Genomic DNA, 24,139 nt, shown 5'->3' on the forward strand with positions numbered 1-24,139 from the left:
AGAGAGGCGCCGGCGGATGTCGCGGGCGCCCCTCGCTGGCCGGGCCATGCGGCCCGGCGTGTCGGTCGGTTACTTGCTCGACGCGAGCGCCTGGTTCAGCTGATCGGCCGACACCGCGCCCGGCAGGCGGCGGCCGTCGGGCAGGAAGATCGTCGGCGTGCCGGTGACGTTCATCCCGCGGCCGAGCGCGAGGTTCTTGTCGAGCGCGGTCGTATCGCAGGTGCCGGCGCCGGTCGGCACGCGATGGTCGAGCATCCAGCCTTCCCAGGATTTCGCGCGGTCGGTCGCGCACCAGATCGCCTTCGACTTCGCGGTCGAATCGGGCGACAGAACCGGGTACAGGAACGTGTAGACGGTCACGTTGTCGATCGACTGCAGCGTCGTCTCGAGGCGCTTGCAGTACGGGCAGTTCGGATCGGAGAACACCGCGATCTTGCGTGCGCCGTTGCCCTTGACGACCTTGATCGCGTTCGCGAACGGCAGGCTCGCGAAGTCGATCTTGTTGAGGTCGGACAGGCGCGCGTCGGTCAGGTTCTTGTGCGTCTTGGTGTCGACGAGATCGCCGAGCAGCACGTAGTCGCCGGCGGCATCGCTATAGATGATCTGCGTGCCGAGGTTCACTTCGTACAGGCCCGCGACCGGCGATTTCGACACGCTCTTGATCGGTGCGTCGTTGCCGAGTCGCGCTTGCAGCGTGGCTTTCAGCTTGTCGGTGGTCTGGTCGGCCTGCGCGGTGCAGCCGAGCGTCGCCATCGTGACGGCCAGCGCCAGCGATGCGATGCGGATCGTTTTTTTCATCCTGTAGTTCCTTCAGCTCAATCGGGGTGCACGTCACAGTGTACGCCGTAACGGAACCCTGTCCGACAGGCCGAAGGCGCGAAGGTTCGATCAGCCGAGCGCGGCCGACACGAGCCAGCGCTTCACGAGCGGTTGCGCACCGACGAACGCCATACCGGCATTGCGCACCGCCTTCGCAAGGGAGCCGGGCACAGCGAACAGCCGCTGCAGCCCGTCGGTCGCGACCATCAGCGCGCGGATGTCCTCGCGGCGCGAACGCTCGTAGCGGCGCAGCAGCACCGTATCGCCGAGGTTGCGGAAGCTCTCCTTGTTCGCGATCGCGTCGGCGAGCGCCGCGACGTCGCGCAGCCCGAGGTTCATCCCCTGCCCCGCGAGCGGGTGGATCAGGTGTGCGGCATCGCCGACCAGCGCGACACGCGGGGCGATCAGCTTGTCGACGGTCTGCAGCGCGAGCGGGAAGCCGGCCGCCGGCGTCACGCATTCGAGCGCGCCGAGCTGGCCATGCGACACGCGCTCGACTTCGGCCGCGAGCTGCGCGGGATCGAGCGTAAGCAGTTCGTCCGCGTGCGCGGTGTGCGCGGACCACACGAGCGATACGTGACCGTCCGGCAGCGGCAGCAACGCGATGATCTCGCCTTCGTGAAACCACTGGCAGGCCGTCTCGCGGTGCGGCAGCGACGCCTTGAAGTTCGCGACGACGCCCGTCTGCCGGTAATCGCGCCGCTCGACCTTGGCCCCCATTTGCGAGCGCACCCACGAATGCGCGCCGTCCGCACCGACCACGAGGTCCGCTTCGAGCACCTGGCCCGACGACAGCGTGAGCACGGCCGCGTCGTCGCGCACGTCGAAGCCCTGCGCGCGCGCATCGAACCACGTGAGGTTCGGCTGGAACCGCAGCGCTGCGTCGAGCGACGTCTCGATCAGCGACGATTCGGCGATCCAGGCCAGTTGCGGCACGGAAGCCTGGTACGCGGAGAAATGCAGTTCCGCGTGCGCATCGCCGTATACGCGCATGTCGTAGACCGGCGCGAGCCGGCCATGGTCAAGCGCCTGCCAGACCCGCAGCCGCTCCAGCAATGCCTGCGAGCTGGACGACAGCGCGTAGATGCGCGTGTCGAACGCGAGATCGGCGGGGCGCGGCGTGGCCGGCTGGGCGAGCAAGGCGGTCTTGTAGCCGGACTGGGTCAGCGCGAGCGCGGCTGTCTTGCCGACGAGCCCGCCGCCGACCACGGCGACGTCGAAGGTGTGGTGGGCAGTCATGGCGGGCATTATAGCCGTGGGGCCAATCCCTTACGCGGCCGGACTTTGCGGGAAATCAGCATAATCGCGAGCCGGCCCGGCAGCGCGGCGGCCCGTCGCATCGGGCATTCGGGGGAAGGCCGGAAACCGGGGCGTCGGCACGGTACAATAGCGCCTTTGAACGTCGGCCCGCCGCGCCCCACGCGCCGGCCGTCCCTATTTTCCCGCGCCGCCGTGCCCTGTCCGGCCGCGCCGCCTTACCCGTCCGAAGGATTCCATGAGTCTCAAATGCGGCATCGTCGGCTTGCCCAACGTCGGCAAGTCCACCCTGTTCAATGCGCTGACCAAGGCCGGCATCGCCGCCGAGAACTACCCGTTCTGCACGATCGAACCGAACGTTGGCATCGTCGAGGTGCCGGACGCGCGCCTGAAGGCGCTCGCCGAAATCATCAACCCCGAGCGCATCGTGCCGGCCGTCGTCGAATTCGTCGACATCGCGGGCCTCGTCGCGGGCGCCAGCAAGGGTGAAGGCCTCGGCAACCAGTTTCTCGCGAACATCCGCGAAACCGATGCGATCACGCACGTCGTGCGTTGCTTCGAGGACGACAACGTCATCCACGTCGCCGGCAAGGTCAGCCCGATCGACGACATCGAAGTGATCAACACCGAACTCGCGCTCGCCGACCTCGGCACCGTCGAGAAGGCGCTCACGCGCTACTCGAAGGCCGCGAAGTCGGGCAACGACAAGGAAGCGGTGAAGCTCGCCGCGGTGCTCGAAAAGGTTCGCGCGCATCTCGACCAGGGCAAGGCCGTGCGCGGCCTCGACCTGTCGGACGACGAGCAGGCGCTGCTCAAGCCGTTCTGCCTGATCACCGCGAAGCCGGCCATGTACGTCGCGAACGTGAAGGACGACGGCTTCGAGAACAACCCGCACCTCGAAGCGGTGCGCAAGTACGCTGAAAGCGAGAATTCGCCGGTGGTCGCGGTGTGCGCGGCGATCGAAGCGGAAATCGCCGATCTCGACGATGCGGACAAGGAAGCGTTCCTCGCCGACATGGGCATGGAAGAGCCGGGCCTCGACCGCGTGATCCGCGCGGGCTTCAAGCTGCTCGGCCTGCAGACCTACTTCACCGCGGGCGTGAAGGAAGTGCGCGCGTGGACGATCCACATCGGCGATACCGCGCCGCAAGCGGCCGGCGTGATCCACACCGATTTCGAGCGCGGCTTCATTCGCGCGCAGACGATTGCATTCGACGATTTCGTCGCGTACAAGGGCGAACAGGGTGCGAAGGAAGCCGGCAAGATGCGCGCGGAAGGGAAGGAATACGTCGTGCACGACGGCGATGTGATGAACTTCCTGTTCAACGTCTGATACGTGCAATGCGGATGCCGTGCGATACGCACGGCATCGCGCGATGCGCATCCGGCACGAAAAGCAAATGGGCCGATTGGCAAATGCCAATCGGCCCATTTTTCATTCACGGACTTGCCCGTCGACCCAAGGCGAGCACCCTGCCCGCCTTCGGATCGTCATCACGTCGCCGACACCCGCCGCCCCGCACCTGCGCGCGCATCGCGACCGCGCTTGTTCAACCACGAAGCAAACAGCACGAGCAGCGCGAGCACGGCCGTCGCACCGACTTCCATCCGGTGTTCCTCGCTGACGAACATCACGGTCAGCGTGCCGCAGATGAACAGGATCACCGCCCACGTGAGCCACGGGAACAGCCACATCCGCAGCGTCAGGTCGGCGCCGCCCGATTCGAGCGTCTTGCGCATCCGCAGCTGCGAGATCGCGATCACGAGATACACGAGCAGCGCGATCGCGCCCGACGTCGCCAGCAGGAAGCCGAACACTTGCTCCGGCATCAAATAGTTCGCGATCACGGTCACGAAACCGAATGCGGTCGATGCGAGCACGGCCGCGCGCGGCGTGCCGGTCGAATCGGTGCTGTGCAGGAACGCGGGCGCGTCCTTGCGCTTGGACAGCGAGAACAGCATCCGCGACGCGGTGTACAGCGCGGAATTCAGGCAGCTCGCGACCGACACGAGCACGATCACGTCGATGATCGCCTTCGCGTTCGGAACGCCGATCAGCTCCATCGCGCGCTGATACGAGCCGTGCTTCGGCAGCAGCGGATCGTTCCACGGCACGATGGCCGCGACGACGAGGATCGAGCCGAGATAGAACAGCGTGATACGCCAGATGACGGAGTTCGTCGCACGCACGATCTGGCGTTGCGGGTTGTCCGATTCGGCGGCCGCGATCGTCACGATCTCGGTGCCGAGGAACGAGAACATCGTCGTCAGCATCGCCGCGAGCACCGCGCCGGCGCCGTTCGGCATGAAGCCCTGGTGCGCGAAGAGGTTCGACACGCCCGATACGGCCGGCGCGGGCACGATACCGACGATTGCCGCGCCGCCGATGCACAGGAACACGACGATCGCGACGACCTTGATCAGCGCGAACCAGAATTCGAATTCGCCGTAGTTCTTGACCGAGAAGAGGTTGGTGATCGTCAGCAGCAACGTGATGCCGAGCGCGAAGATCCAGGTCGCGACGCCGGGGAACCACGCATTGAGAATGGTCGCGGCGGCCGTCGCCTCGATCGGGATCACGAGCACCCAGAACCACCAGTACAGCCAGCCGATGGTGAAGCCGGCCCAGTGACCGATCGCGCGATCGGCATAGGTCGAGAACGAACCGCTGTCCGGATGCGCGACGGCCATCTCGCCGAGCATGCGCATCACCAGCACGACCAGGACGCCTGCGATCGCATACGCGAGGATCGAAGCCGGGCCGGCTTCCGCGATCGCGTGGCCGGAGCCGACGAACAAACCGGCGCCGATGACGCCGGCAATCGACATCATCGTCACGTGACGCTGCTTCAGACCGGTGCCGAGGCCTGTGTTGCTTCCACTCATGTGTCTCTCTCCAAAAAACGGTTCCGATATGACCGGGTGTCGCGTGAAGGCGGCGCGGGATTTGTCGTTGTTGAATCCGGCAGCCCGCCGCGCATGCGCGGCACGCGGGCAGGGAGCCGGATCGAGCCTGTTCCGGTCGGTGCGCGACGCAGTCTGCGAAGCTGCGGGTGCGATGCGGCACACGGGGCGCCGGCGCATCGCGTGCGCCCTTTCCGTCGGCTGTCGGTCAGCCGCCTTCGAAGCGAAGGAGTGTAAGCATCAAACGGTTCTTGACTAAGAACCAATTGAAGAATTTCGATGGAACCACTTGTTGCATCGACACGAACCGATGCAACGCTTGGTCCGGTTCGGCGTTCGCTTGTGCGGCGCCGGATCGGGAAATGTGCGGTGAGACACGCCCGCGCGACACCGCAACGAACGCATTCCGTCGACAAGGCTTGCGTGCCGCGCAGGCGCTGCGCCGGATGCTCAGGTCGCGCCGCCCGGCCCTGCGTCCCGCCATTTGGCCGGCACGATCGCGTGCCATTCTCGCAGGAGCAGGTTTTTCACGGCGTCAGGATGCGCGGCCGACAGGCGCACCAGCACGATCGGCCAGCCCGCATAGTGGTCGGTCACGTAATACACGTCGGGCTCCGATTCGATCAGCCACGCGCGCTCGTCGGGGCCGACGCCCTTCACGACGAGCGTGTCGCCGTCCTCGCGCAGGCGCGCGAGCATCTTGCCCTTCACCCTGAGTGCGGGCGTGCCGTACGACGTGCCTTCCTCGACACCCCGCCATGCCAGCGCGATCCGCCGAACTTCATCGAATGTCACGATGCGCCTCCGCCCGTTGGTAATCGACGTCCCGGACAACGTAGCGGAAATTGTGGCAGACGCCTAGCCAAGCGGCGTCCCGCCGAGCGCCCGGCGACGCGCGTCTAGCGGCCGGCCGCGTGCGCCGCCAGCGGCGCGCGACCGGTGGCCGCAACGATCGCGAACGCGATCGCATTCGCGGCCGCGCTGGCCAGGATCTGCACGAGATAGCCGCCGCCCGCGTCGTAGATGAAACCGGCGGCAGCAGGCCCGATCAGCGTGCCGAACGCGACGCTCGTGTACAGCATGCCGATGATCGCGCTCACGTTGCGGCCGCCGAAGTAGTCCATCACGACGGCCGGCAGCACGGCGACCCAGCCACCGTAGAACACGCCGAACACGAGTGCGAACGCGGCCAGCGTCGCGACGCTCCCGGCGCCGGCCCACGCGACGAGCGCGACGGCCATGCCTGCGAACATCGCGAGCAGCGACGCGCGACGGCCGAAGCGGTCGGCGACGCCGCCGAGGAAGAAGCGCCCTGCCGTGCTGCCGACACCGATCGCGCCGAGCAGCAGCACGGCCGTCGACGGCGCGACGCCATGATCGAGCGCGTACGGCACGAGATGCACGAACGGCACGAACACGCCGAACGAGCAAACGAGGCATGCCGCATACAGGCTCGCGAACGGCCGCGACGTGACGGCTTCGCGCACGGTCGCGCCGGCGGGCGCGGATGAAGCGGCACCAGCCAGCCCGTCGCCCGATTGCGCACGCGCCGCATCGCCGTCGGGCAGCAATCCGCGCCCGCGCGGATCGTTCTCGATCAGCAGCGACATGCCCGCACCCACCACCACCGCGATCGCCGCGAGGGTGACGTACGCGCCGCGCCAGCCGACGTGCGCGATCAGCGCGGATGCGAGCGGCGGCATCACGAGCGTGCCGACGCCAATCCCCGCGACCGCGAGCCCCGACGCGAAGCCGCGCCGCCGCACGAACCACCGTTGCACGGCGCCGACGGCCGGCACGTACGCGCAGCCGACGCCGAGGCCGACACCGAGCCCGTACGCGACATAGACCTGCAGCAGCGTATGCGCGGCACCGGCCGCCGCGAGACCGGCGGCCGTCAGCAACATGCCGGCGACGGCGAGCCGCCGGGAGCCGAAGCGATCGGCAAGCGGGCCGCTGACGATGCCGAAGCCGAAATACAGGAAGCCGGCCAGCGAGAACACGAGCGAGATCTGCCCGCGCGATGCGGCGAAATCGCGCTGCAGCGATTCGACGAACGCGCTGAACGTGTATGCACTGCCGAAGCCGACGAACGTGACGGCGAACGCCGCCGCCACCACATACCAGCCGTAGAAGACGCGCGATGCGCGCAGGCCGTTCATGACGATCCTCCTCTCAGGTTCCGCCGGACGCAGCACGGCGCCCGGATTGCCTCATGGATATAGTTGAACTATGTTGATCGCATCGACAGCGCAAAACCCGCTCACGACGATACGATCCAATGCAACAACGGTACTCGTGCATGCTCGTCGCCTCAAACGATATTTCGTCGGTCTTTCGATTTAGAAAAACTCAATGATCCGTTCCCGCCTGCCACCGCTCAACGCGTTGCGTGCGTTCGAGGCTGCCGCCCGCCACCTGTCGGTGAAATCGGCGGCCGAGGAGTTGTCGGTCACGCCGGGTGCGGTGAGCCAGATGATCCGCACGCTCGAGGCGCACCTCGGCGTACAGCTGTTCGAGCGCGTGAATCGCGGCATCCTGCTGACCGCCGCGGGCCGCGACTACTTGCCGCCCGTGCGCAACGCGTTCCGGCAAATCGCCGACGCGTCGCAGCGCGTGTCGGGTGCCGCCGACAGCAGCGTGCTGACGGTGAGCGTCACACCCTTTTTTGCGTCCGCGTGGCTCGTGCCGCGCCTCGCGCAGTTTCGCGACGCGTGCCCGGGCGTCGACCTGCAGATCGTCACGAGCCACGCGCTCGCCGATTTCTCGCGCGACGGCGTCGACGTCGCGATCCGTCACGGTCTCGGCCGCTACATCGGCCTCTGCAGCGAACGGCTGCTGACCGTGGAGATCGTCGCGCTTGCGGCGCCGGCACTCGTCGCGCGGCTGGGCATGCCGGCCACACCCGCCGAGCTGGCCGGATGGCCGCATCTGCACGATGCCGAGCGCAAGGGCTGGCACATCTGGTTCGACGCGCAGCGAATCGCCGATTTCGGCCCGCCGCGCGGCCCCGCATTCGACGATTCCGGCCTATTGCTGCAAGCGATCCTCGCCGGCCAGGGCGCCGGCCTGCTGCCGGCGGCGATGGTGCGCAACGAGCTCGCGAGCGGCCGGCTCGTGCAGCTGGCCGACGTCGCGTGGCTCGACGATTTCGCGTACTACCTCGTCTATCCGCCGCATCATGCGGAACGCGCAAAAGTCGCCGCGTTCCGCCGATGGATTCTCGAGGCCGCACTGGCCGACGGAGCGGCGTCGATGACCGGCGCGGCGTAGCGTCGCTGATCCGCAGGGCGGCGACGACGATCGTCGGCCGATCGGCTAACATGCGGCCCGCAACCGACAACGACATCCGGAGAGCGACCATGCCAGCCCTGCTCCGCCGCATGACGCGCATCGCGACCCTGTCGGCCGCGCTGTTCGTCGCGTGCGCCGCCCTGCCGCCCGCGGCGCATGCGTATCGCGCGTCGCCCGGCTACGCCAACGAGGCCGACCTCGACCGGCACGACACATACCGCAATCGCGACGGCGACACCGTCCATGCGCCGGCCCACTCGAAATCGGGCCGCGTGCCCGAAGGCGCGAGCGCGCGCTGCCGCGACGGCACGTACAGCTTCAGCCGCCATCGGCGCGGCACCTGCTCGGGGCACGGCGGCGTCGCCGCGTGGCTGTGAACGCGGGTCGGCCGGATGGCCTGCGCGGCGCCAGCGGCAGCCGGCGGCGAAGTACAATACGCGCTCGCGCCGCCAACCCGCGGCGACACCGCCGCGCCCCGCGCGGCACGCTCCGTACCGAATCACCCGACGCCACGCACGCCCGCGCGCTGCGCGGCAGTCTCAACCCTTTCTGACTTTCACACCCAAATGGCCCAATACGTTTTCACGATGAACCGGGTCGGCAAGATCGTGCCGCCCAAGCGCCAGATCCTGAAGGACATCTCGCTGTCGTTCTTTCCCGGCGCGAAGATCGGCGTGCTCGGCCTGAACGGCTCGGGCAAGTCGACGCTGATTCGCATCATGGCGGGCGTCGACAACGAAATCGAAGGCGAAGCAACGCCGATGCCGAACCTGAACATCGGCTACCTGCCGCAGGAACCGCAGCTCGACCCGACGAAAACTGTGCGCGAAGCCGTCGAGGAAGGCCTCGGCGACCTGTTCCAGGCGAACAAGAAGCTCGAGGAAATCTACGCCGCATACGCGGAACCGGACGCCGACTTCGACGCACTCGCGGCCGAGCAGGCGAAGTACGAAGCGATCCTCGCGTCGAGCGACGGCGGCAGCCCCGAGCAGCAGCTCGAAGTGGCCGCCGACGCGCTGCGCCTGCCGGCGTGGGACGCGAAGATCGAACACCTGTCGGGCGGCGAAAAGCGCCGCGTCGCGCTGTGCAAGCTGCTGCTCGAGAAGCCCGACATGCTGCTGCTCGACGAACCGACCAACCACCTCGACGCCGAATCGGTCGACTGGCTCGAGCAGTTCCTGGTGCGTTTCCCGGGCACGGTCGTCGCCGTCACCCACGATCGCTACTTCCTCGACAACGCGGCCGAGTGGATTCTCGAACTCGATCGCGGCCACGGCATTCCGTGGAAGGGCAACTACAGCAGCTGGCTCGACCAGAAGGAAGAGCGCCTGAAGCAGGAAGAAGCGTCTGAATCGGCGCGCCAGAAGGCCATCAAGAAGGAGCTGGAGTGGGTGCGCCAGAACCCGAAGGGCCGCCAGGCGAAGTCGAAGGCGCGTATCGCGCGCTTCGAGGAGCTGAACAGCCAGGAATACCAGAAGCGCAACGAAACGCAGGAAATCTTCATTCCGGTCGGCGACCGCCTCGGCAATGAAGTGATCGAGTTCAAGAACGTCAGCAAGTCGTTCGGCGACCGCCTGTTGATCGACAACCTGAACTTCAAGATTCCGGCCGGCGCGATCGTCGGCATCATCGGCCCGAACGGCGCCGGCAAGTCGACGCTGTTCAAGATGCTGACCGGCAAGGAACAACCGGATTCGGGCGAAGTCGTGATGGGTCCGACCGTGAAGCTCGCGTACGTCGACCAGAGCCGCGACGCGCTCGACGGCTCGAAGACGGTGTTCGAGGAAATCTCGGGCGGCGCCGACGTGCTGACGGTCGGCAAGTACGAAACGCCGTCGCGGGCATACATCGGCCGCTTCAACTTCAAGGGCGGCGATCAACAGAAGATCGTCGGCAACCTGTCCGGCGGCGAACGCGGCCGCCTGCACCTCGCGAAGACGCTGATCTCCGGCGGCAACGTGCTGCTGCTCGACGAACCGTCGAACGACCTCGACGTCGAAACGCTGCGCGCGCTGGAAGACGCGCTGCTCGAATTCGCGGGCTCGGTGATGGTGATCTCGCACGATCGCTGGTTCCTCGACCGGATCGCGACGCACATCCTCGCGTTCGAAGGCGATTCGCAGGTCACGTTCTTCGACGGCAACTACCAGGAATACGAAGCCGACAAGCGTGCGCGCCTCGGCGAAGAAGCCGCGAAGCCGAAGCGTCTGCGCTACAAGCCGATCAGCCGCTGAACGGCGCGGCCCGTGCACCCGGCAACGCGGCAACGCGGAGCCGGATGCGGAAAGCGGCCGCTGCCGGTTCGGCAAAACAAGAAAGCGGGCTCATGGCCCGCTTTTTTTTCATCCGTCTGACGTAGGCTGCCGGGAGACTACGCGAGCGCGCCCAGCTCGCGCAAACGCGCCTCGGTCGCGGCCGCGCTCGTGTGATGAATGCCGTGCCAGCCGAGCGCCGTCGCGGCCGCCGCATTCTTAGCGTTGTCGTCGATGAACACGAGTTCGTGCGGCGCGATGCCCGGCAGGAACGGATCGATCCGCGCATGCATTTCGCGGTAGATCGCCGGATCGGGTTTCACGAGCTTCACGCGGCCGGACACGACGATGTCCTTGAAGCGCCGCAGCACCGGGAAGTTGTCCCACGCATACGGAAACGTCTGCGCGGACCAGTTGGTCAGCCCGAAGAGCGGCATTCCCTGCGCATCGAGCCGGTCGACGAGCGCGGCGCCTTCGTCGAGCACGCCGCCGATCATCTCGTGCCAGCGCGCGTAGAACGCGCGGATCAGCGCCTCGTGCGCCGGAAACTTCGCGACGAGCTCGCTCGTTCCTTCGTCGATCGTCTGCCCGCCGTCCTGACGGATCACCCAGTCCATCGCGCACACGTGCGTGAGGAACCAGCGGCGCTCGGCTTCGTCCGGAATCAGTTGCCGGTACAGATACTCGGGGCTCCAGTCGATCAGCACGCCGCCGAAATCGAACACCACCGCCTTGATCGTCATGCGAACTCCGTGGCGAGCACGTCGGCAAGCGGACGCGGCGTCACCGAATTGCCCGACAGCGTATTGTTTTCCCACACGAAATGGTGATGCGCGACGATCTGCGCGGCCGACAGGTGCGTGCGCTCGTTCGTCGTGTGCAGGTCGGACACGACAGTCGTCCGGTAGCCGAGCAGTGCCGCGCGGCGCGCGGCCGAATCGACGCAGAACTCGGTCGCATAACCGCAGATCAGCACCGAACGGATGCCGTGGCCATCGAGCTGCGCGGCGAGCGGCGTGTCGTGGAACGAATCGCTCATCCGCTTGCGGATGCGCCAGTCGGCACGCCCGACGATCAGTTCCTCATGCAGCGCCCAGCCTGGCGTGCCGGGCACGATATCGTCGTCCGCGTCGCCGTCGTGCTGCACGAAGCACACGGGCGCGTTCGCCGCGCGCGCCGCCGCCGTCAGCCGGTTGATGCCCGACACGACGTCGTCGAGCCGGTACGCGGGCCGCGCCCGCTGCACCAATCCGCGCTGCATGTCGATCACGATCACTGCGGTGTCTGCCATCGTTTGCCCTCTCGATCATGGTCCGGCCGTCGCGCGGCCGTTGTCGCTCGTTGCACGTCGCGTCAGATCGGCTGCGTGCGCGCGTCGAGCCACGCCTTCGCGTCGCCGCTCACGTGCCGGCCGACGCGCTCGCGCACGGTCGCGTGATACGTGTTCAGCCACGCGCGCTCTTCTTCATGCAGCATCTCGACCAGCACGCAGCGCGTGTCGATCGGACACAGCGTCAGCGTCTCGAACGCGAGGAAGTCGCCGAACTCGGTCTGCCCGCCCGCGCGGTTCACGACCAGGTTCTCGATCCGGATGCCCCATTTGCCGGGCCGGTACACGCCCGGCTCGATCGACGTGATCATCCCCTCTTCCATCGCGGTGTACGGCTCGGCCGGCGCGTAGTGCGAGATGACCTGCGGGCCCTCGTGCACGTTCAGGAAGTAGCCGACGCCGTGGCCGGTGCCGTGGCCGTAGTCGAGCCCGGCCGCCCACATCGGCGCGCGCGCGATCGCGTCGAGCATCGGCGAGCGAATGCCGCGCGGGAAACGTGCACGCGACAGCGCCATCATCGACTTCAGCACGATCGTGAAATCGCGGCGCTGCAGGTCGCTGACCGTGCCGACCGGCACGACGCGCGTGATGTCGGTCGTGCCGGTCGTGTACTGGCCGCCCGAATCGACGAGCAGCAGGCCGTCGCCGGCGATCGTCGCGTGCGACTCGGGCGTCGCGCGATAGTGCGGCATCGCACCGTTCGCGTTGAAGCCGGCGATCGTCGCGAAGCTCGGCGACACGTAGCCGGGGCGCCGCGCGCGCGCGGCCGTGAGCTGCTCGTCGATCGTCAGCTCGGTGATCTTCTCGCGGTTCACCGCCTGCTCGAACCACGCGAAGAATTCGGCGAGCGCGGCGCCGTCGTGCTCCATCGTCACGCGCACGTGCTCGATCTCGGCGGACGTCTTGCGCGACTTCGCGAACGTCGACGGGTTCACGGCCTCGACCAGCTTCACGCCGGCCGGCACGGCCTCGAGCGTGCCGAACGTCACGCGGCGCGGGTCGATCAGCAGCGTCGCGCCGTCGGGCAGCGCAGCAAGCGCCGCGCGCGCGGCGTCATACGCGCGGACCTCGACGCCGTCCCGCGCGAGCGACGCGGCCAGCGCCGGCGACACCTTGCCGTCGGCGACGAACAGCGTCGCGCGGTCGGCGCCGATCATCGCGTGCGCGACGAACACGGGGTTGAAGTTGACGTCGGCGCCGCGCAGGTTGAACAGCCACGCGAGATCGTCGAGCGTCGACACGAAATGCCATTGCGCGCCCTGCGCGTGCATCGCGCGGCGCACTTCGGCGAGCTTGCTTGCACGCGTCGTGTCGGCCTGCGGCGCCACGTGCTCGAACACCGCGTCGCCCGGCAGCCCCGGGCGCTCCGGCCAGATCGCATCGAGCAGGTCGAGATCGGTGCGCAGCGCGATGCCGCGCGCGCTCAGCGCGGCCGTCAGCGCGCGTGCCGCCGCGACGCCGAGCACGGCACCGTCGACGCCGACCGTCGCACCGGCCGGCACGTTCTGCGCGAGCCAGTCGACATGCGGCGCGCTTTGCTGCCCGCCCGTCATCTTCATCAGCTGGACGCCCGTGCCGGCGAGTTCCGCCTCGGCCTGCACCCAGTAACGGCTGTCGACCCACAAGCCCGCGAAATCCGCGGTCACGACCAGCGTGCCGACCGAGCCCGTGAAACCGGACAGCCAGCGGCGCGCCTGCCAGCGTTCAGGCAGGTACTCGGACAGGTGAGGATCGGCGGACGGCACGAGATAGGCGGCCAGGTCCTCGCGGACCATCGCGCCGCGCAACAGCGCGAGGCGAGCCGGCACCGACGAGACTTCGGGGAGACGGGCATTCATGATTTCACCTGAGAGCTTTCAGCGACGGGCAGACACCGCGACCGTCACGGCTACGGCGAGGAACGCGACACCGGTGCAGACCGGCCATTCGAGCGTTTCGCCATCGTAAAACAGTCCAGAGAGATTGCCGGCCATGCGCGCGGCGGCGGCGCCTGCGATGCCGACGAGCACCGCGATCCACCATGCCGGCCGGCCCGTGCGCCGCATCGGATGCAGCCACCGGCCGAACAGCCCGACGGCCGCTCCCAGGACAAGGATTCCAAACCAGTTCATTCGACGCCTTCTATAAATTCAGATTCGTCCCATAGGCGTGAACGTTGCCAGCGACTAGCATCGATTCATCCATCGAACCCGAGACCAGCCGGGCGCCGCGAACATTCGAGTGTAGGGGCCGACCCGACGTTATGGCAAGCGCGCACCGGCAGCCGTATTGAAGAAATCCTCATGCGAATCGCCCTGATCGATCCGGAGGCACGTCATGCTGCGCTCCTGAACCGCCTGCTCTTCGCCGGCGGTCACGTGTGCCACGCGTTTCCGTCCAGCACCGCGTTCTTCGAGTGGCTCGCCACCGATACCTGCGACATGCTGATCACCGGCAACTGGGCCGGCGATCAGCCGGCCGAGGAAGTCATTCCGCGTGCGCAAGCGATCCTGCCCGGCCTGCCGGCCATCGCCGTGATGCAACTGCCGCGCGAAAGCGAAGTCGTGTCATGCCTGCACGCGGGCGCCGACGACTGCCTCGTGCGCCCGGTGAGCGGGCCCGAGCTGCTCGCACGGGTGAATGCACTGAGCCGGCGCGCCGGCGTCCGGCGGCCGCCGAATCGGTCGCGCGAAATGTATGGCGAATACGCCTTCGATGCGACCCACGGCCTCGTGCGCTTCGGCGACGTGGTCGTCGCGCTCACGCCGAAGGAGTTCCGCTTCGCGCAACTGCTGTTCGCGAACCTGTCCCGGCCCGTGTCGCGCGCTCATATCCTCGAAACCGTGTGGGCCCGCCGCCGCGACATGAAGTCGCGCACGCTCGACACGCACGCGTCCCGGCTGCGCAGCAAGCTGCAGCTACTTCCCGAGCATGGCTACCGGCTTCTGCCGCTCTACGGCTTCGGCTATCAGCTCGACCGCGTGCCGATCGAGCCCCCAAATTCGAGGCCACGCCATGCTGATGCCCGGTATGCCGCGAGTGAGGAAATCACCGAAACGCTATAATATGCCGCTAAACGATAGCCCTCGATATGCAACTCCTCACGATCGGAATCAACCACCACACTGCGCCTGTCGCCCTGCGCGAACGCGTGGCGTTTCCGCTCGAGCAAATCAAGCCGGCTCTCGTCACGTTCAAGAACGTGTTCCTCGGCCCCCAAGCGCCCAATGCGCCCGAAGCGGCGATCCTCTCCACCTGCAACCGCACCGAACTCTATTGCGCCACCGATGATCGTGCCGCACGCGAGGGGGCGATTCGCTGGCTGTCGGAGTACCACCGGATTCCGGTCGACGAGCTCGCGCCGCACGTCTACGCGCTGCCGCAGTCGGAAGCGGTCCGGCACGCATTCCGCGTCGCGTCTGGCCTCGACTCGATGGTGCTCGGTGAAACGCAGATTCTAGGCCAGATGAAGGACGCGGTGCGCACCGCGACGGAAGCCGGCGCGCTCGGCACCTACCTGAACCAGCTGTTCCAGCGCACGTTCGCTGTCGCGAAGGAAGTGCGCGGCACGACCGAGATCGGCGCGCAGTCGGTGTCGATGGCCGCCGCCGCCGTCCGCCTCGCGCAGCGCATCTTCGAAAAGGTTTCGGATCAGCGCGTGCTGTTCATCGGCGCCGGCGAGATGATCGAGCTGTGCGCGACGCACTTCGCCGCGCAGAGCCCGCGCGAGCTTGTCGTCGCGAACCGCACGGCCGAACGCGGCCAGCGGCTCGCCGAACGCTTCAACGGGCGCGCGATGCCGCTGTCGGATCTGCCCGCCCGCATGCACGAATTCGACATCATCGTGTCGTGCACCGCGTCGACGCTGCCGATCATCGGCCTCGGCGCGGTCGAACGCGCGGTGAAGGCACGCCGCCATCGGCCGATCTTCATGGTCGACCTCGCGGTACCGCGCGACATCGAGCCGGAAGTCGGCAAGCTGAAGGACGTGTTCCTCTACACCGTCGACGATCTCGGCGCGATCGTGCGCGAAGGCAACGCATCGCGCCAGGCCGCGGTTGCGCAAGCCGAGACGATCATCGAGACGCGTGTGCAGAATTTCATGCAGTGGCTCGACACGCGTAGCGTCGTGCCGGTGATTCGTCACATGCATACGCAGGCCGACGCGCTGCGCCGCGCGGAAGTCGAGAAGGCGCAAAAGCTGCTCGCGCGCGGCGACGATCCGGCGGCAGTCCTCGAAGCGCTGTCGCAGGCGCTCACCAACAAGCTGATCCACGGCCCGACGAGCGCGCTCAACCGCGTGAACGGCGCCGACCGCGATTCGCTGATCGACCTGATGCGCGGCTTCTACCAGCACGCGCCTCGCTCGAACGACCAGTCCGGCCACTAGCGCCGGCCGGTTGCCCTGCCGCCGGCCGCGAGCCGGCCTATCCTTTCCGAATACCCTTGCCCGGGAGCGCCGCTCCACACCATGAAGACGAGCATGCAACGCAAGCTCGACCAGCTGTCTATCCGGCTGGCCGAACTGAACGACCTGCTGAGCCGCGAAAACGTCACGGCCGACCTCGACCAGTACCGCAAGCTGACGCGTGAACACGCGGAACTCGGCCCGGTCGTCGAGCAATACGCGCTGTGGCGCCAGTCGCGCAGCGACGAGACGGCCGCGCAGGAACTGCTCGCCGATGCGTCGATGCGCGATTTCGCCGAAGAGGAAATTCGCAGCGCGCGCGAACGCATGGTTCGCCTCGAAGGCGAATTGCAGAAGATGCTGCTGCCCAAGGACCCGAACGACGACCGCAACATCTTCCTCGAAATCCGCGCCGGCACCGGCGGCGACGAATCGGCGCTGTTCGCGGGCGACCTGCTGCGCATGTACCTGCGCTTCGCGGAACGCCAGCGCTGGCAGGTCGAGATGATGTCGGAGAGCCCGTCGGACCTCGGCGGCTACAAGGAAGTGATCGTGCGGATCGCGGGCCAGGGCGCCTACTCGCGCCTGAAGTTCGAATCGGGCGGCCATCGTGTGCAACGCGTGCCGGCGACCGAGACGCAGGGGCGCATCCACACGTCCGCCTGCACGGTCGCGGTGATGCCGGAAGCCGACGAGATCGGCGAGGTCGAGATCAATCCGGCCGACCTGCGGATCGACACGTTCCGCGCGTCGGGCGCGGGCGGCCAGCACATCAACAAGACCGATTCGGCGGTGCGCGTCACGCACATCCCGACCGGGATCGTCGTCGAGTGCCAGGACGACCGTTCCCAGCACAAGAACAAGGATCGCGCGCTGAAAGTGCTCGCCGCGCGCATCAAGGACAAGCAGTATCACGAGCAGCACGCGAAGGAAGCGGCGACGCGCAAGAGCCTGATCGGCTCCGGCGACCGCTCGGAACGGATCCGCACGTACAACTTCCCGCAGGGCCGGATGACCGATCACCGGATCAACCTGACGCTGTACCGACTCGAGGCGCTGATGGACGGCGATCTCGACGAACTGATCGGCGCGCTCGTCACCGAACACCAGGCCGAACTGCTCGCGTCGCTCGGCGACACCGACTGAGGTCGCGATGCCCGACACCACCGCCGACGAACTGCTGCGCGCGTCGCCGCTCGACCCGGTCGATGCGCGCGTGCTGCTCGCGCACGCGCTCGGCTGGACCCGCACGCAGTTGATCACGCGCGGCGACGCCCCGCTCGAACCGGCCGCGATCGCGCGCTACCGCGCGCTCGAAGCGCGCCGCGCGGCCGGCGAGCCGGTCGCGCAGCTCGTCGGGATGCGCGAATTCTTCGGCCGTCCGTTCGACGTCACGCCCGACGTGCTGATCCCGCGCCCGGAAACCGAGCTGCTCGTCGAAGCCGCGCTCGACGCGATCGACGGACGGCCGCATCCGGCGGTGCTCGATCTGGGCACCGGCAGCGGTGCGATCGCCGTGTCGATCGCCGCCGAACGGCCCGATGCGCGCGTGTGGGCGCTCGACCGTTCGCCGGCCGCGCTCGAAGTCGCGCAACGCAACGCGAACAAGCTGCTCGACGCGCGCCGCCCCGGTGGCCCGTTGCACTGGCTGCAGAGCGACTGGTACGCCGCGCTCGATCCGCTGCTCGCGTTCGACGCGATCGTCAGCAACCCGCCGTACATCGCGCAGCACGATCCGCACCTCGTGCAGGGCGACCTGCGGTTCGAGCCGCGCGGCGCGCTCACCGACGATGCCGACGGTCTCAGCGCGATCCGCACGATCGTCGCCGGCGCCGGCGCGTATCTGAAACCCGGCGGCACGCTATGGATCGAGCACGGCTACGACCAGGCCGAAGCCGTGCGCGCATTGCTCCTGTCACGCGGCTTCATCGCGGTCGAATCGCTCGCCGATCTGGCCGCGATCGAACGCACGACGGGCGGCCGCCGGCCCGGCTGATGGCCGGCCCGCCCGGTTGAAATCCGCTATCATTTCGTTCTAACGCCCCGCAAACGCAAGGTCAGACATGGACACCCAACAACGTATCAAGCAAATCGTCGACGAAAACCAGGTCGTGCTCTTCATGAAGGGCAACGCGCAATTCCCGATGTGCGGCTTCTCGGGCCGCGCCGTGCAGGTGCTGAAGGCCTGCGGCGTCGACCAGTTCAAGACGGTCAACGTGCTGGAAGACGACGAAATCCGCCAGGGCATCAAGGAATTCTCGAACTGGCCGACCATTCCCCAGCTGTACGTGAAGGGCGAATTCATCGGTGGCTCGGACATCATGATGGAGATGTACCAGTCCGGCGAACTGCAGCAACTGTTCGCCGCCGCGTAACGTCCCCTTCCCGATGGCATCTCCCAGCGCGCCGCCACGCCGGCTGATCGTCGCGATCACCGGTGCCACCGGCGCGGTCTATGGCGTGCGGCTGCTCGAACTGCTGCGCGCCGCCGGCGGCGTCGAAACGCATCTGCTGGTTTCGAACGCCGGCTGGCTCAATATCCAGCATGAACTGAAGCTGTCGAAGGCCGAGGTCGAAAGCCGGGCGGATGTCGTGCATTCGGTGCGCGATGTCGGCGCGACGATCGCATCCGGTTCGTTCGCGACCGACGGGATGGTGATCGCGCCCTGCTCGATGAAGACGCTCGCGAGCGTCGCGCACGGCCTGTCGGACAACCTGATCACGCGCGCGGCCGACGTCACGCTGAAGGAACGCCGCCGCCTCGTGCTGATGGTGCGCGAAACGCCGTTCAACCTCGCGCATTTGCGCAACATGACCGCCGTGACGGAAATGGGCGGCATCGTGTTTCCCCCGCTGCCCGCGTTCTACGCGATGCCGAAGACGATCGAGGAACTCGTCGACCAGACCGTCACCCGCGTCCTGGATCTGTTCGCACTCAGTGCACCGATGACGACGCCGTGGGCTGGCATCCGGCCGGCGGAGTAAGCCGCTCGACACGGCGCTTCGGCGCCGTTCTTCATGCATCTTCGCTGATTCAGCCGCCTTCCCGCTCGATCCGGCAATCTCAAGCCTCGACCTGCCATCGAAGGCCCGAAGCCGCCCAATTACCAACAAGCAAGATTCAATCAAATTCCATTTAGCCGGTTTATCAATGTTTGGTGTGCATCTATAGTCACAGGCAAATCCCTTTTGCAGGCTCCCCACCATGAACCGCTTGCCCTCGCTTTACCTGTCCCACGGCGCCCCGACGCTGCCGATCGACCCGACACTCCCCTCCGGTGCGTTCACGCACCTCGGCGCCGAATTGCCGCGTCCGCGCGCGGTGCTGATGCTGTCCGCGCACTGGGGCACGCAACAGCCGGTCGCGAGCGTGGCCGCGCATCCTGAAACGATCCACGACTTCTACGGCTTCCCGCGCGCGCTGTACGAAATCCAGTACCCGGCGCCAGGTGCGCCCGAGGTCGCCGAACGGGCGGCCGTGCTGCTGAATGCAGCCGGCATCGCGACCGCGACGACCGAGCACGGCCTCGATCACGGCGCGTGGGTGCCGATGCTACTGATGTTCCCGAAAGCCGACGTGCCCGTCGCGCAGTTGTCGATCCAGCCGCGCGCGGACGCCGCCCATCACTTCGCGCTCGGCCGCGCGCTGCGGCCGCTGCGCGACGAAGGCGTGATGGTGATCGGCTCGGGCCAGATCACGCACAACCTGCGCGCGGCCGATTTCAGCGCGGCACCCGAGGATGCGGACCCGCGCGTCGCGGAATTCACCGACTGGTTCGAGGCGAAGCTCGCCGCGCGCGATGTCGACGCGCTGCTCGACTATCGCCGGCAGGCGCCGCATGCGGCGCTGATGCATCCGACCGACGAACACCTGCTGCCGGTGTTCACCGCGCTCGGCGCGGCCGACGACGACTACCAGCTCGGCATCCAGTCGCTCGGCACGTATCAACGCGTGCTCGCGATGACGAACTACGTGTTCGCGAGCGCGGCCGCCTGAATCCGGCGACACCGCCGGTGGCCGCAAACAAAAAGCCCGCCCGAGCAGCGCTCGGACGGGCTTTTTTAACGCTTTCCGCCACCGCCGATTCCGGTGGCGGGTCAGGCGTCAGGCACCGACCCCTTCGAGGATCTCGTCGTGCGACTCACGCTCGTCGAGATACTGGGTTCGGTAGCCCGTGTTCACGCCCCAGAAGTAGAACACCAGCGAGATGGCCGCGACGATCAGCATGTCCCAGCCGTACGGCAGCACGCCGTAACCGCCGAACTCCTTGCTGCCGATCAGCGACAGCACGGCCATCGTCGGCAGGTACGCGACCAGCCACCAGGCGGCCTTCAGGTCGGCGCCCCAGCCAGTCCAGCCCGACTTCGCCTGGAAGTAGAAATACACCGGCAGCGCGACGATCATCAGCAGGATGATTTCGCCCGTCAGCGGCCACTTCGCCCAGTACAGGATCAGCGACGCGCAGACGAACGCGAACGGTGCGATCAGCTTCATCAGCGGGATCGACAGCGGACGCTCGATGTCGGTCGCCGCGCGGCGCAGCGCCATCAGGCTGATCGGGCCGGTCAGGTACGAGATCACCGTCGCAACCGAAATCACCGCCGCGAGCGAGCTCCAGCCGCGGAAGAAGAACAGGAAGATGAACGACACGAGCAGGTTGAACCACATCGCCTGGCGCGGCACGCCGTAGATCGGGTGCACGTTGCCGAACATCTTCGGCATCGTGTTGTTACGCTCCATCGCGTAGATCATGCGGGTGGTCGTCGCCATGTAGGTCGTGCCGGTGCCGCTCGGGCTGATGAACGCATCGACATACAGCAGGATCGCGAGCCAGTTCAGGTTCAGCGCGATCGCGAGTTCCGCGAACGGCGACGAGAAGTTGAAGTGCGACCAGCCCTTCGCGACGTCGGCCGGATTCACCGAGCCGATGTACGCCATCTGCAGCAGCACGTAGATCACGAGTGCGATCAGGATCGACGTGATCACGGCGAACGGCACGCTGCGCGACGGATTGCGCGCTTCACCGGCCAGGTTCACCGGGCTCTGGAAGCCGTTGAACGCGAACACAATGCCGCTCGTCGCGACCGCGGTCAGCACGGCCGACCAGCCGTACGGCGCGAAGCTTGCATTCGACGCGGTGCCGAGGTTTTCCGAATGGAAGCTCGACATCATCAGGCCGAGGATCGTGAGGCCGGGGATCAGGAACTTGAAGATCGTGATCGCGGTGTTTGCACGCGCGAAGGCCTTGACGCCCCAGTAGTTCAGCATGAAATAGATGACGACCAGCACGGCCGACAGCAGCAGGCCGGGTGTCGTCAGCTCGCCGTTCACGAACAACGCGTGCGCCCACGGATACTGCCACGTGCTCATGTACTGGATCGATGCTTCCGCCTCGATCGGAATCACCGATACGATCGCGATCCAGTTCGCCCACGCGCTGATGAAGCCCACCAGCGACCCATGCGAGTAGCGCGCGTAGCGCACCATGCCGCCCGACTCGGGGAACATCGCGCCCAGTTCGGCATACGTCAGTGCAATCGCGAGAATCACGACCGCGCCGATGATCCATGCGCAAATCGCCGCCGGACCGGCAATCTTCGCAGCCTTCCAGGCGCCGAACAGCCAGCCCGAGCCGATAATCGAACCCAGTCCCGTCAGCATGAGTGCAAACGGGCCGATGTTCCGTTGAATAGAACTCTTCACATCCTCTCCTATGTCTCAAAAAGCATGGTCGGCCCGCTGTCCGGGATCGGCTCGGATAGCACCGCGCATGCAATTTTGGGGGGAAGGATCACCCGATCGGGGCAACCCTTCCACGCGGCGCGTAGTTTAACGGTTGCACCTGCAAGTTGGCGCCAAAATCGTTCGGCCCCTACAAAAAATTCGCGTCGTTTGCAAGGTTTGTAAACCTTAACTCCGCAATAACCCTGAGTGCATGGAAATACGGTTGACCGCGCGCCCGAATAGCCGTATAAACGACGTTGCAGGATTTCAAGCGGCGAGTGAATTGGTTCTTTCGTAGTTCGCCCATCAACGGTACTCCGGTTGGTCCCATTACCCCCTTCCTTGATTTTCCGCACCCATGGGCCTCGGCCCCGTTTTATCTTTTTAGGAACAAGTAACATGGCAACCGGTACCGTCAAGTGGTTCAATGACGCAAAGGGCTTCGGCTTCATCACCCCGGAAGGCGGCGGCGACGATCTGTTCGCGCACTTCTCGGAAATCCGCGTCGAAGGCTTCAAGACGCTGCAAGAAAACCAGAAGGTTGAATTCGAAGTGAAGACGGGCCCGAAGGGTCTGCAAGCTGCGAACATCCGTCCGGTCTAAGTTCGGCGCGATATTTCGTGTAAAAAAGCCCCGCTTCGGCGGGGCTTTTTGTTTTCCGGCGCGGGCAGCCTTGCGGCCGCCGCCGATCCGAATGGCGTTCGGTCAGCCGAACAGCCGCTGCGCGTGAATGCCGAGCCCGGTCGCGACGCTCGCGAGGCGATCGCCGAACACCGGCTGCGCATCCGGGAACGCACCCGCGAGCGCACCCGACAGGAACGCGAGCCCGGTCGAGCCGCCGGTGAAATACAGCGCGCCGACGTCGCGCGGCGCGATACCCGCAAGCCGCACCGTTTCGCGCGCGGCATCGACGATGCGCGCGGTGTCGTCCACGCTCGCATCGACGAGGCGTTCGGCGTCGAACGCGATCTGTAGATCCTCTTCCACGTCGTTCAGGTCGATCATCGTCTCCCCGCCCGCCGCCACGCCGATCTTCGCTTCTTCCGCGCGCGCCATCAGCGCATGCCCGAGCCGTTGCTCGACCACACGCGTGAGCCGGTCGTACTGCCGTACATCCTGGTACAGATGCTTCATCAGCTTCAGCTCGCCCAGCCGCTTCGGCGTATAGACCGTGTTGATCAGATGCCAGGTCGCGAGGTCGAAATAGATCCGGTTCGGCAGCTCGCGCCCCTCGGGATCGAGCGAGCGGTAGCCGAACGCCGGCAGGATCGCCGCCAGCTCGACGCGACGGTCGTAATCGGTACCCGCGACGTGCACGCCGTGGTGCGCGAGCACGTCATCCTTGCGCTCGAGGCGCGCCATGCGCTCCGGCCCGACGCGCACCAGCGAGAAATCCGACGTGCCGCCGCCGATGTCGGCGACCAGCACGAGCCGCTCGGCCTGCTGGCGCGACTCGTAGTCGAAAGCGGCCGCGATCGGTTCGTACTGGAAATGCACGTCCGTGAAACCAACCGACTGCGCAGCCGCTTCGAGCTGGTCCTGCGCGAGGCGGTCGGCGCGCGGATCGTCGTCGACGAAGAACACCGGCCGGCCGAGCACCGCGCGCCCGATCGGCGCGCCGGCGCGCGCTTCGGCCTTGCGCTTCAGGTGCGTCAGGAAGCGTGCGATGATCTCCGTGTACGCCATCGCGCTGCCGTCGCCGAGATCCGTCGTGGTTTCCGCGAGCGGCGAGCCGAGGATGCTCTTCATCGAGCGCATCAGGCGGCCGTCGAAACCGTCGATATAGGATGCGAGCGCCGCACGGCCATATTCGACCGTCTGCTCGTCGTTGTTGAAGAAGATCGCGGTGGGCAGCGTCAGGTGGTCGCCCTCGACGGGCGCGAGGCGCATGCCGTCGCCGTCGGGCAGTGCCACGGCGGAATTGGACGTGCCGAAATCGATCGCGCAGTAAGTCATGGGAAGGTGCCGCTGCATGGCCGGCGCGAAAACGGAAAGGACGGGCTTTTTAACATGAAGCCCGCCGGATCACAACCGGATCGCCCACCGATGCCGGTGCAACCGGCCCGGCGCCGCGATCGGGCGCACCCGCGGCGCGCCGGCGACGGGTGCGGACAGGGGATCCTACGCCACGCCTCTACGCCGCCCGCTTGCGGCGCGCCGGCAACTGACGC

At 66.8% G+C, this 24,139-nt stretch carries 23 protein-coding genes; 12 read left to right on the plus strand and 11 right to left on the minus strand.

From position 1 onward, the window contains the following. Positions 1-69 precede the first annotated feature (69 nt). Together HWX25_RS09700 and HWX25_RS09705 are read right to left on the minus strand one after the other, a co-directional pair. Complete coding sequence (locus HWX25_RS09700) at positions 70-798, minus strand: DsbC family protein (RefSeq protein WP_059532711.1); 729 nt, start codon at positions 796-798, stop codon at positions 70-72. 90 nt (positions 799-888) lie between these two features. After that, entirely contained in the window at positions 889-2,067 is a 1,179-nt protein-coding gene (locus tag HWX25_RS09705; protein ID WP_059702630.1) for a UbiH/UbiF family hydroxylase, read from the minus strand. Between the two features lie 247 nt (positions 2,068-2,314). Between HWX25_RS09705 and ychF the strand changes: the two genes are divergently transcribed. After that, positions 2,315-3,409 carry a redox-regulated ATPase YchF gene (gene ychF / locus HWX25_RS09710; protein ID WP_059820563.1) on the plus strand — a complete coding sequence of 365 codons (1,095 nt, stop codon included), beginning with the start codon at positions 2,315-2,317 and terminating at the stop codon, positions 3,407-3,409. A 161-nt stretch (positions 3,410-3,570) separates the two neighbouring features. Here the strand turns inward: ychF and gabP are convergent, their stop codons facing one another. The 3 genes from gabP to HWX25_RS09725 all read right to left on the minus strand — a co-directional run bounded on the left by gabP (position 3,571) and on the right by HWX25_RS09725 (position 7,142). Further along, positions 3,571-4,962, minus strand: a complete 1,392-nt coding sequence (gene gabP / locus HWX25_RS09715; RefSeq protein ID WP_059820564.1) for a GABA permease — start codon at positions 4,960-4,962, stop codon at positions 3,571-3,573. Positions 4,963-5,430: 468 nt separating this feature from the next. Next, positions 5,431-5,775, minus strand: coding sequence for an MmcQ/YjbR family DNA-binding protein (locus HWX25_RS09720; protein ID WP_059692325.1), 345 nt, complete (start codon positions 5,773-5,775; stop codon positions 5,431-5,433). A 104-nt stretch (positions 5,776-5,879) separates the two neighbouring features. After that, on the minus strand, positions 5,880-7,142 hold the full coding sequence (locus HWX25_RS09725; RefSeq protein WP_175908380.1) for an MFS transporter: 1,263 nt from the start codon (positions 7,140-7,142) through the stop codon (positions 5,880-5,882). A 193-nt stretch (positions 7,143-7,335) separates the two neighbouring features. Here HWX25_RS09725 and gcvA point away from each other — a divergent pair, with 193 nt between their 5' ends. From gcvA to ettA, 3 genes are all read left to right on the plus strand, one after another. Then, entirely contained in the window at positions 7,336-8,253 is a 918-nt protein-coding gene (gcvA, locus tag HWX25_RS09730) for a transcriptional regulator GcvA (RefSeq protein WP_175908381.1), read from the plus strand. Between the two features lie 89 nt (positions 8,254-8,342). Beyond that, complete coding sequence (locus tag HWX25_RS09735; RefSeq protein ID WP_059532727.1) at positions 8,343-8,651, plus strand: DUF3761 domain-containing protein; 309 nt, start codon at positions 8,343-8,345, stop codon at positions 8,649-8,651. A 189-nt stretch (positions 8,652-8,840) separates the two neighbouring features. Next, positions 8,841-10,508, plus strand: coding sequence for an energy-dependent translational throttle protein EttA (gene ettA / locus HWX25_RS09740; RefSeq protein ID WP_059532730.1), 1,668 nt, complete (start codon positions 8,841-8,843; stop codon positions 10,506-10,508). 137 nt (positions 10,509-10,645) lie between these two features. Here the strand turns inward: ettA and HWX25_RS09745 are convergent, their stop codons facing one another. From HWX25_RS09745 to HWX25_RS09760, 4 genes are all read right to left on the minus strand, one after another. Next, positions 10,646-11,269, minus strand: coding sequence for an HAD-IA family hydrolase (locus tag HWX25_RS09745; RefSeq protein ID WP_059532732.1), 624 nt, complete (start codon positions 11,267-11,269; stop codon positions 10,646-10,648). Then, positions 11,266-11,817 (minus strand): cysteine hydrolase family protein, encoded by a 552-nt coding sequence (locus tag HWX25_RS09750; RefSeq protein WP_059820569.1) that lies wholly within the window; start codon positions 11,815-11,817, stop codon positions 11,266-11,268. Before HWX25_RS09750 ends, HWX25_RS09745 begins: the two co-directional genes overlap by 4 nt. A gap of 62 nt (positions 11,818-11,879) precedes the next feature. After that, positions 11,880-13,694, minus strand: a complete 1,815-nt coding sequence (locus HWX25_RS09755) for an aminopeptidase P family protein (RefSeq protein ID WP_059532737.1) — start codon at positions 13,692-13,694, stop codon at positions 11,880-11,882. Positions 13,695-13,712: 18 nt separating this feature from the next. After that, on the minus strand, positions 13,713-13,967 hold the full coding sequence (locus HWX25_RS09760) for a hypothetical protein (protein WP_059449757.1): 255 nt from the start codon (positions 13,965-13,967) through the stop codon (positions 13,713-13,715). Positions 13,968-14,138: 171 nt separating this feature from the next. On the opposite strand from HWX25_RS09760, the gene HWX25_RS09765 reads away from it, so the two are divergent. From HWX25_RS09765 to HWX25_RS09795, 7 genes are all read left to right on the plus strand, one after another. Continuing rightward, the gene (locus HWX25_RS09765) at positions 14,139-14,900 is read left to right on the plus strand and encodes a response regulator transcription factor (RefSeq protein WP_059820571.1); all 762 of its coding nucleotides are present in this window, start codon (positions 14,139-14,141) and stop codon (positions 14,898-14,900) included. A gap of 26 nt (positions 14,901-14,926) precedes the next feature. Continuing rightward, positions 14,927-16,225: a glutamyl-tRNA reductase gene (hemA, locus tag HWX25_RS09770; RefSeq protein WP_059465273.1), complete on the plus strand. Its 1,299-nt coding sequence runs from the start codon at positions 14,927-14,929 to the stop codon at positions 16,223-16,225. A gap of 81 nt (positions 16,226-16,306) precedes the next feature. Beyond that, positions 16,307-17,389 carry a peptide chain release factor 1 gene (gene prfA / locus HWX25_RS09775; protein ID WP_059532743.1) on the plus strand — a complete coding sequence of 361 codons (1,083 nt, stop codon included), beginning with the start codon at positions 16,307-16,309 and terminating at the stop codon, positions 17,387-17,389. Positions 17,390-17,396: 7 nt separating this feature from the next. Then, positions 17,397-18,239, plus strand: coding sequence for a peptide chain release factor N(5)-glutamine methyltransferase (gene prmC, locus HWX25_RS09780; RefSeq protein WP_175908382.1), 843 nt, complete (start codon positions 17,397-17,399; stop codon positions 18,237-18,239). A gap of 67 nt (positions 18,240-18,306) precedes the next feature. Continuing rightward, entirely contained in the window at positions 18,307-18,618 is a 312-nt protein-coding gene (gene grxD, locus HWX25_RS09785) for a Grx4 family monothiol glutaredoxin (RefSeq protein WP_011883132.1), read from the plus strand. Positions 18,619-18,631: 13 nt separating this feature from the next. Continuing rightward, positions 18,632-19,228 carry a UbiX family flavin prenyltransferase gene (locus HWX25_RS09790; protein ID WP_059692331.1) on the plus strand — a complete coding sequence of 199 codons (597 nt, stop codon included), beginning with the start codon at positions 18,632-18,634 and terminating at the stop codon, positions 19,226-19,228. 220 nt (positions 19,229-19,448) lie between these two features. Next, positions 19,449-20,240, plus strand: a complete 792-nt coding sequence (locus HWX25_RS09795; RefSeq protein ID WP_175908383.1) for a class III extradiol ring-cleavage dioxygenase — start codon at positions 19,449-19,451, stop codon at positions 20,238-20,240. A 108-nt stretch (positions 20,241-20,348) separates the two neighbouring features. On the opposite strand, the gene HWX25_RS09800 is transcribed toward HWX25_RS09795, so the two are convergent. Beyond that, positions 20,349-21,947 (minus strand): APC family permease, encoded by a 1,599-nt coding sequence (locus tag HWX25_RS09800; protein WP_175908384.1) that lies wholly within the window; start codon positions 21,945-21,947, stop codon positions 20,349-20,351. Positions 21,948-22,367: 420 nt separating this feature from the next. Between HWX25_RS09800 and HWX25_RS09805 the strand changes: the two genes are divergently transcribed. Then, on the plus strand, positions 22,368-22,571 hold the full coding sequence (locus tag HWX25_RS09805; protein WP_006477070.1) for a cold-shock protein: 204 nt from the start codon (positions 22,368-22,370) through the stop codon (positions 22,569-22,571). Positions 22,572-22,673: 102 nt separating this feature from the next. On the opposite strand, the gene HWX25_RS09810 is transcribed toward HWX25_RS09805, so the two are convergent. Then, positions 22,674-23,924 (minus strand): Hsp70 family protein, encoded by a 1,251-nt coding sequence (locus tag HWX25_RS09810; protein ID WP_059820576.1) that lies wholly within the window; start codon positions 23,922-23,924, stop codon positions 22,674-22,676. Between the last annotated feature and the right edge of the window lie 215 nt (positions 23,925-24,139).

Origin of the sequence: Burkholderia sp. BCC1640 (genome assembly GCF_902833125.1) — a bacterium.
Taxonomy (GTDB): Bacteria; Pseudomonadota; Gammaproteobacteria; order Burkholderiales; family Burkholderiaceae; genus Burkholderia; species Burkholderia diffusa.

Coding starts and splice junctions, on each gene's coding strand:
- HWX25_RS09700 (WP_059532711.1), bottom strand. CDS start 798: ATGAAAAAAACGATCCGCATCGCATCGCTGGCGCTGGCCGTCACGATG.
- HWX25_RS09705 (WP_059702630.1), bottom strand. CDS start 2,067: ATGCCCGCCATGACTGCCCACCACACCTTCGACGTCGCCGTGGTCGGC.
- ychF (WP_059820563.1), top strand. CDS start 2,315: ATGAGTCTCAAATGCGGCATCGTCGGCTTGCCCAACGTCGGCAAGTCC.
- gabP (WP_059820564.1), bottom strand. CDS start 4,962: ATGAGTGGAAGCAACACAGGCCTCGGCACCGGTCTGAAGCAGCGTCAC.
- HWX25_RS09725 (WP_175908380.1), bottom strand. CDS start 7,142: ATGAACGGCCTGCGCGCATCGCGCGTCTTCTACGGCTGGTATGTGGTG.
- gcvA (WP_175908381.1), top strand. CDS start 7,336: ATGATCCGTTCCCGCCTGCCACCGCTCAACGCGTTGCGTGCGTTCGAG.
- HWX25_RS09735 (WP_059532727.1), top strand. CDS start 8,343: ATGCCAGCCCTGCTCCGCCGCATGACGCGCATCGCGACCCTGTCGGCC.
- ettA (WP_059532730.1), top strand. CDS start 8,841: ATGGCCCAATACGTTTTCACGATGAACCGGGTCGGCAAGATCGTGCCG.
- HWX25_RS09745 (WP_059532732.1), bottom strand. CDS start 11,269: ATGACGATCAAGGCGGTGGTGTTCGATTTCGGCGGCGTGCTGATCGAC.
- HWX25_RS09750 (WP_059820569.1), bottom strand. CDS start 11,817: ATGGCAGACACCGCAGTGATCGTGATCGACATGCAGCGCGGATTGGTG.
- HWX25_RS09755 (WP_059532737.1), bottom strand. CDS start 13,694: ATGAATGCCCGTCTCCCCGAAGTCTCGTCGGTGCCGGCTCGCCTCGCG.
- HWX25_RS09760 (WP_059449757.1), bottom strand. CDS start 13,967: ATGAACTGGTTTGGAATCCTTGTCCTGGGAGCGGCCGTCGGGCTGTTC.
- HWX25_RS09765 (WP_059820571.1), top strand. CDS start 14,139: ATGCGAATCGCCCTGATCGATCCGGAGGCACGTCATGCTGCGCTCCTG.
- hemA (WP_059465273.1), top strand. CDS start 14,927: ATGCAACTCCTCACGATCGGAATCAACCACCACACTGCGCCTGTCGCC.
- prfA (WP_059532743.1), top strand. CDS start 16,307: ATGAAGACGAGCATGCAACGCAAGCTCGACCAGCTGTCTATCCGGCTG.
- prmC (WP_175908382.1), top strand. CDS start 17,397: ATGCCCGACACCACCGCCGACGAACTGCTGCGCGCGTCGCCGCTCGAC.
- grxD (WP_011883132.1), top strand. CDS start 18,307: ATGGACACCCAACAACGTATCAAGCAAATCGTCGACGAAAACCAGGTC.
- HWX25_RS09790 (WP_059692331.1), top strand. CDS start 18,632: ATGGCATCTCCCAGCGCGCCGCCACGCCGGCTGATCGTCGCGATCACC.
- HWX25_RS09795 (WP_175908383.1), top strand. CDS start 19,449: ATGAACCGCTTGCCCTCGCTTTACCTGTCCCACGGCGCCCCGACGCTG.
- HWX25_RS09805 (WP_006477070.1), top strand. CDS start 22,368: ATGGCAACCGGTACCGTCAAGTGGTTCAATGACGCAAAGGGCTTCGGC.
- HWX25_RS09810 (WP_059820576.1), bottom strand. CDS start 23,924: ATGACTTACTGCGCGATCGATTTCGGCACGTCCAATTCCGCCGTGGCA.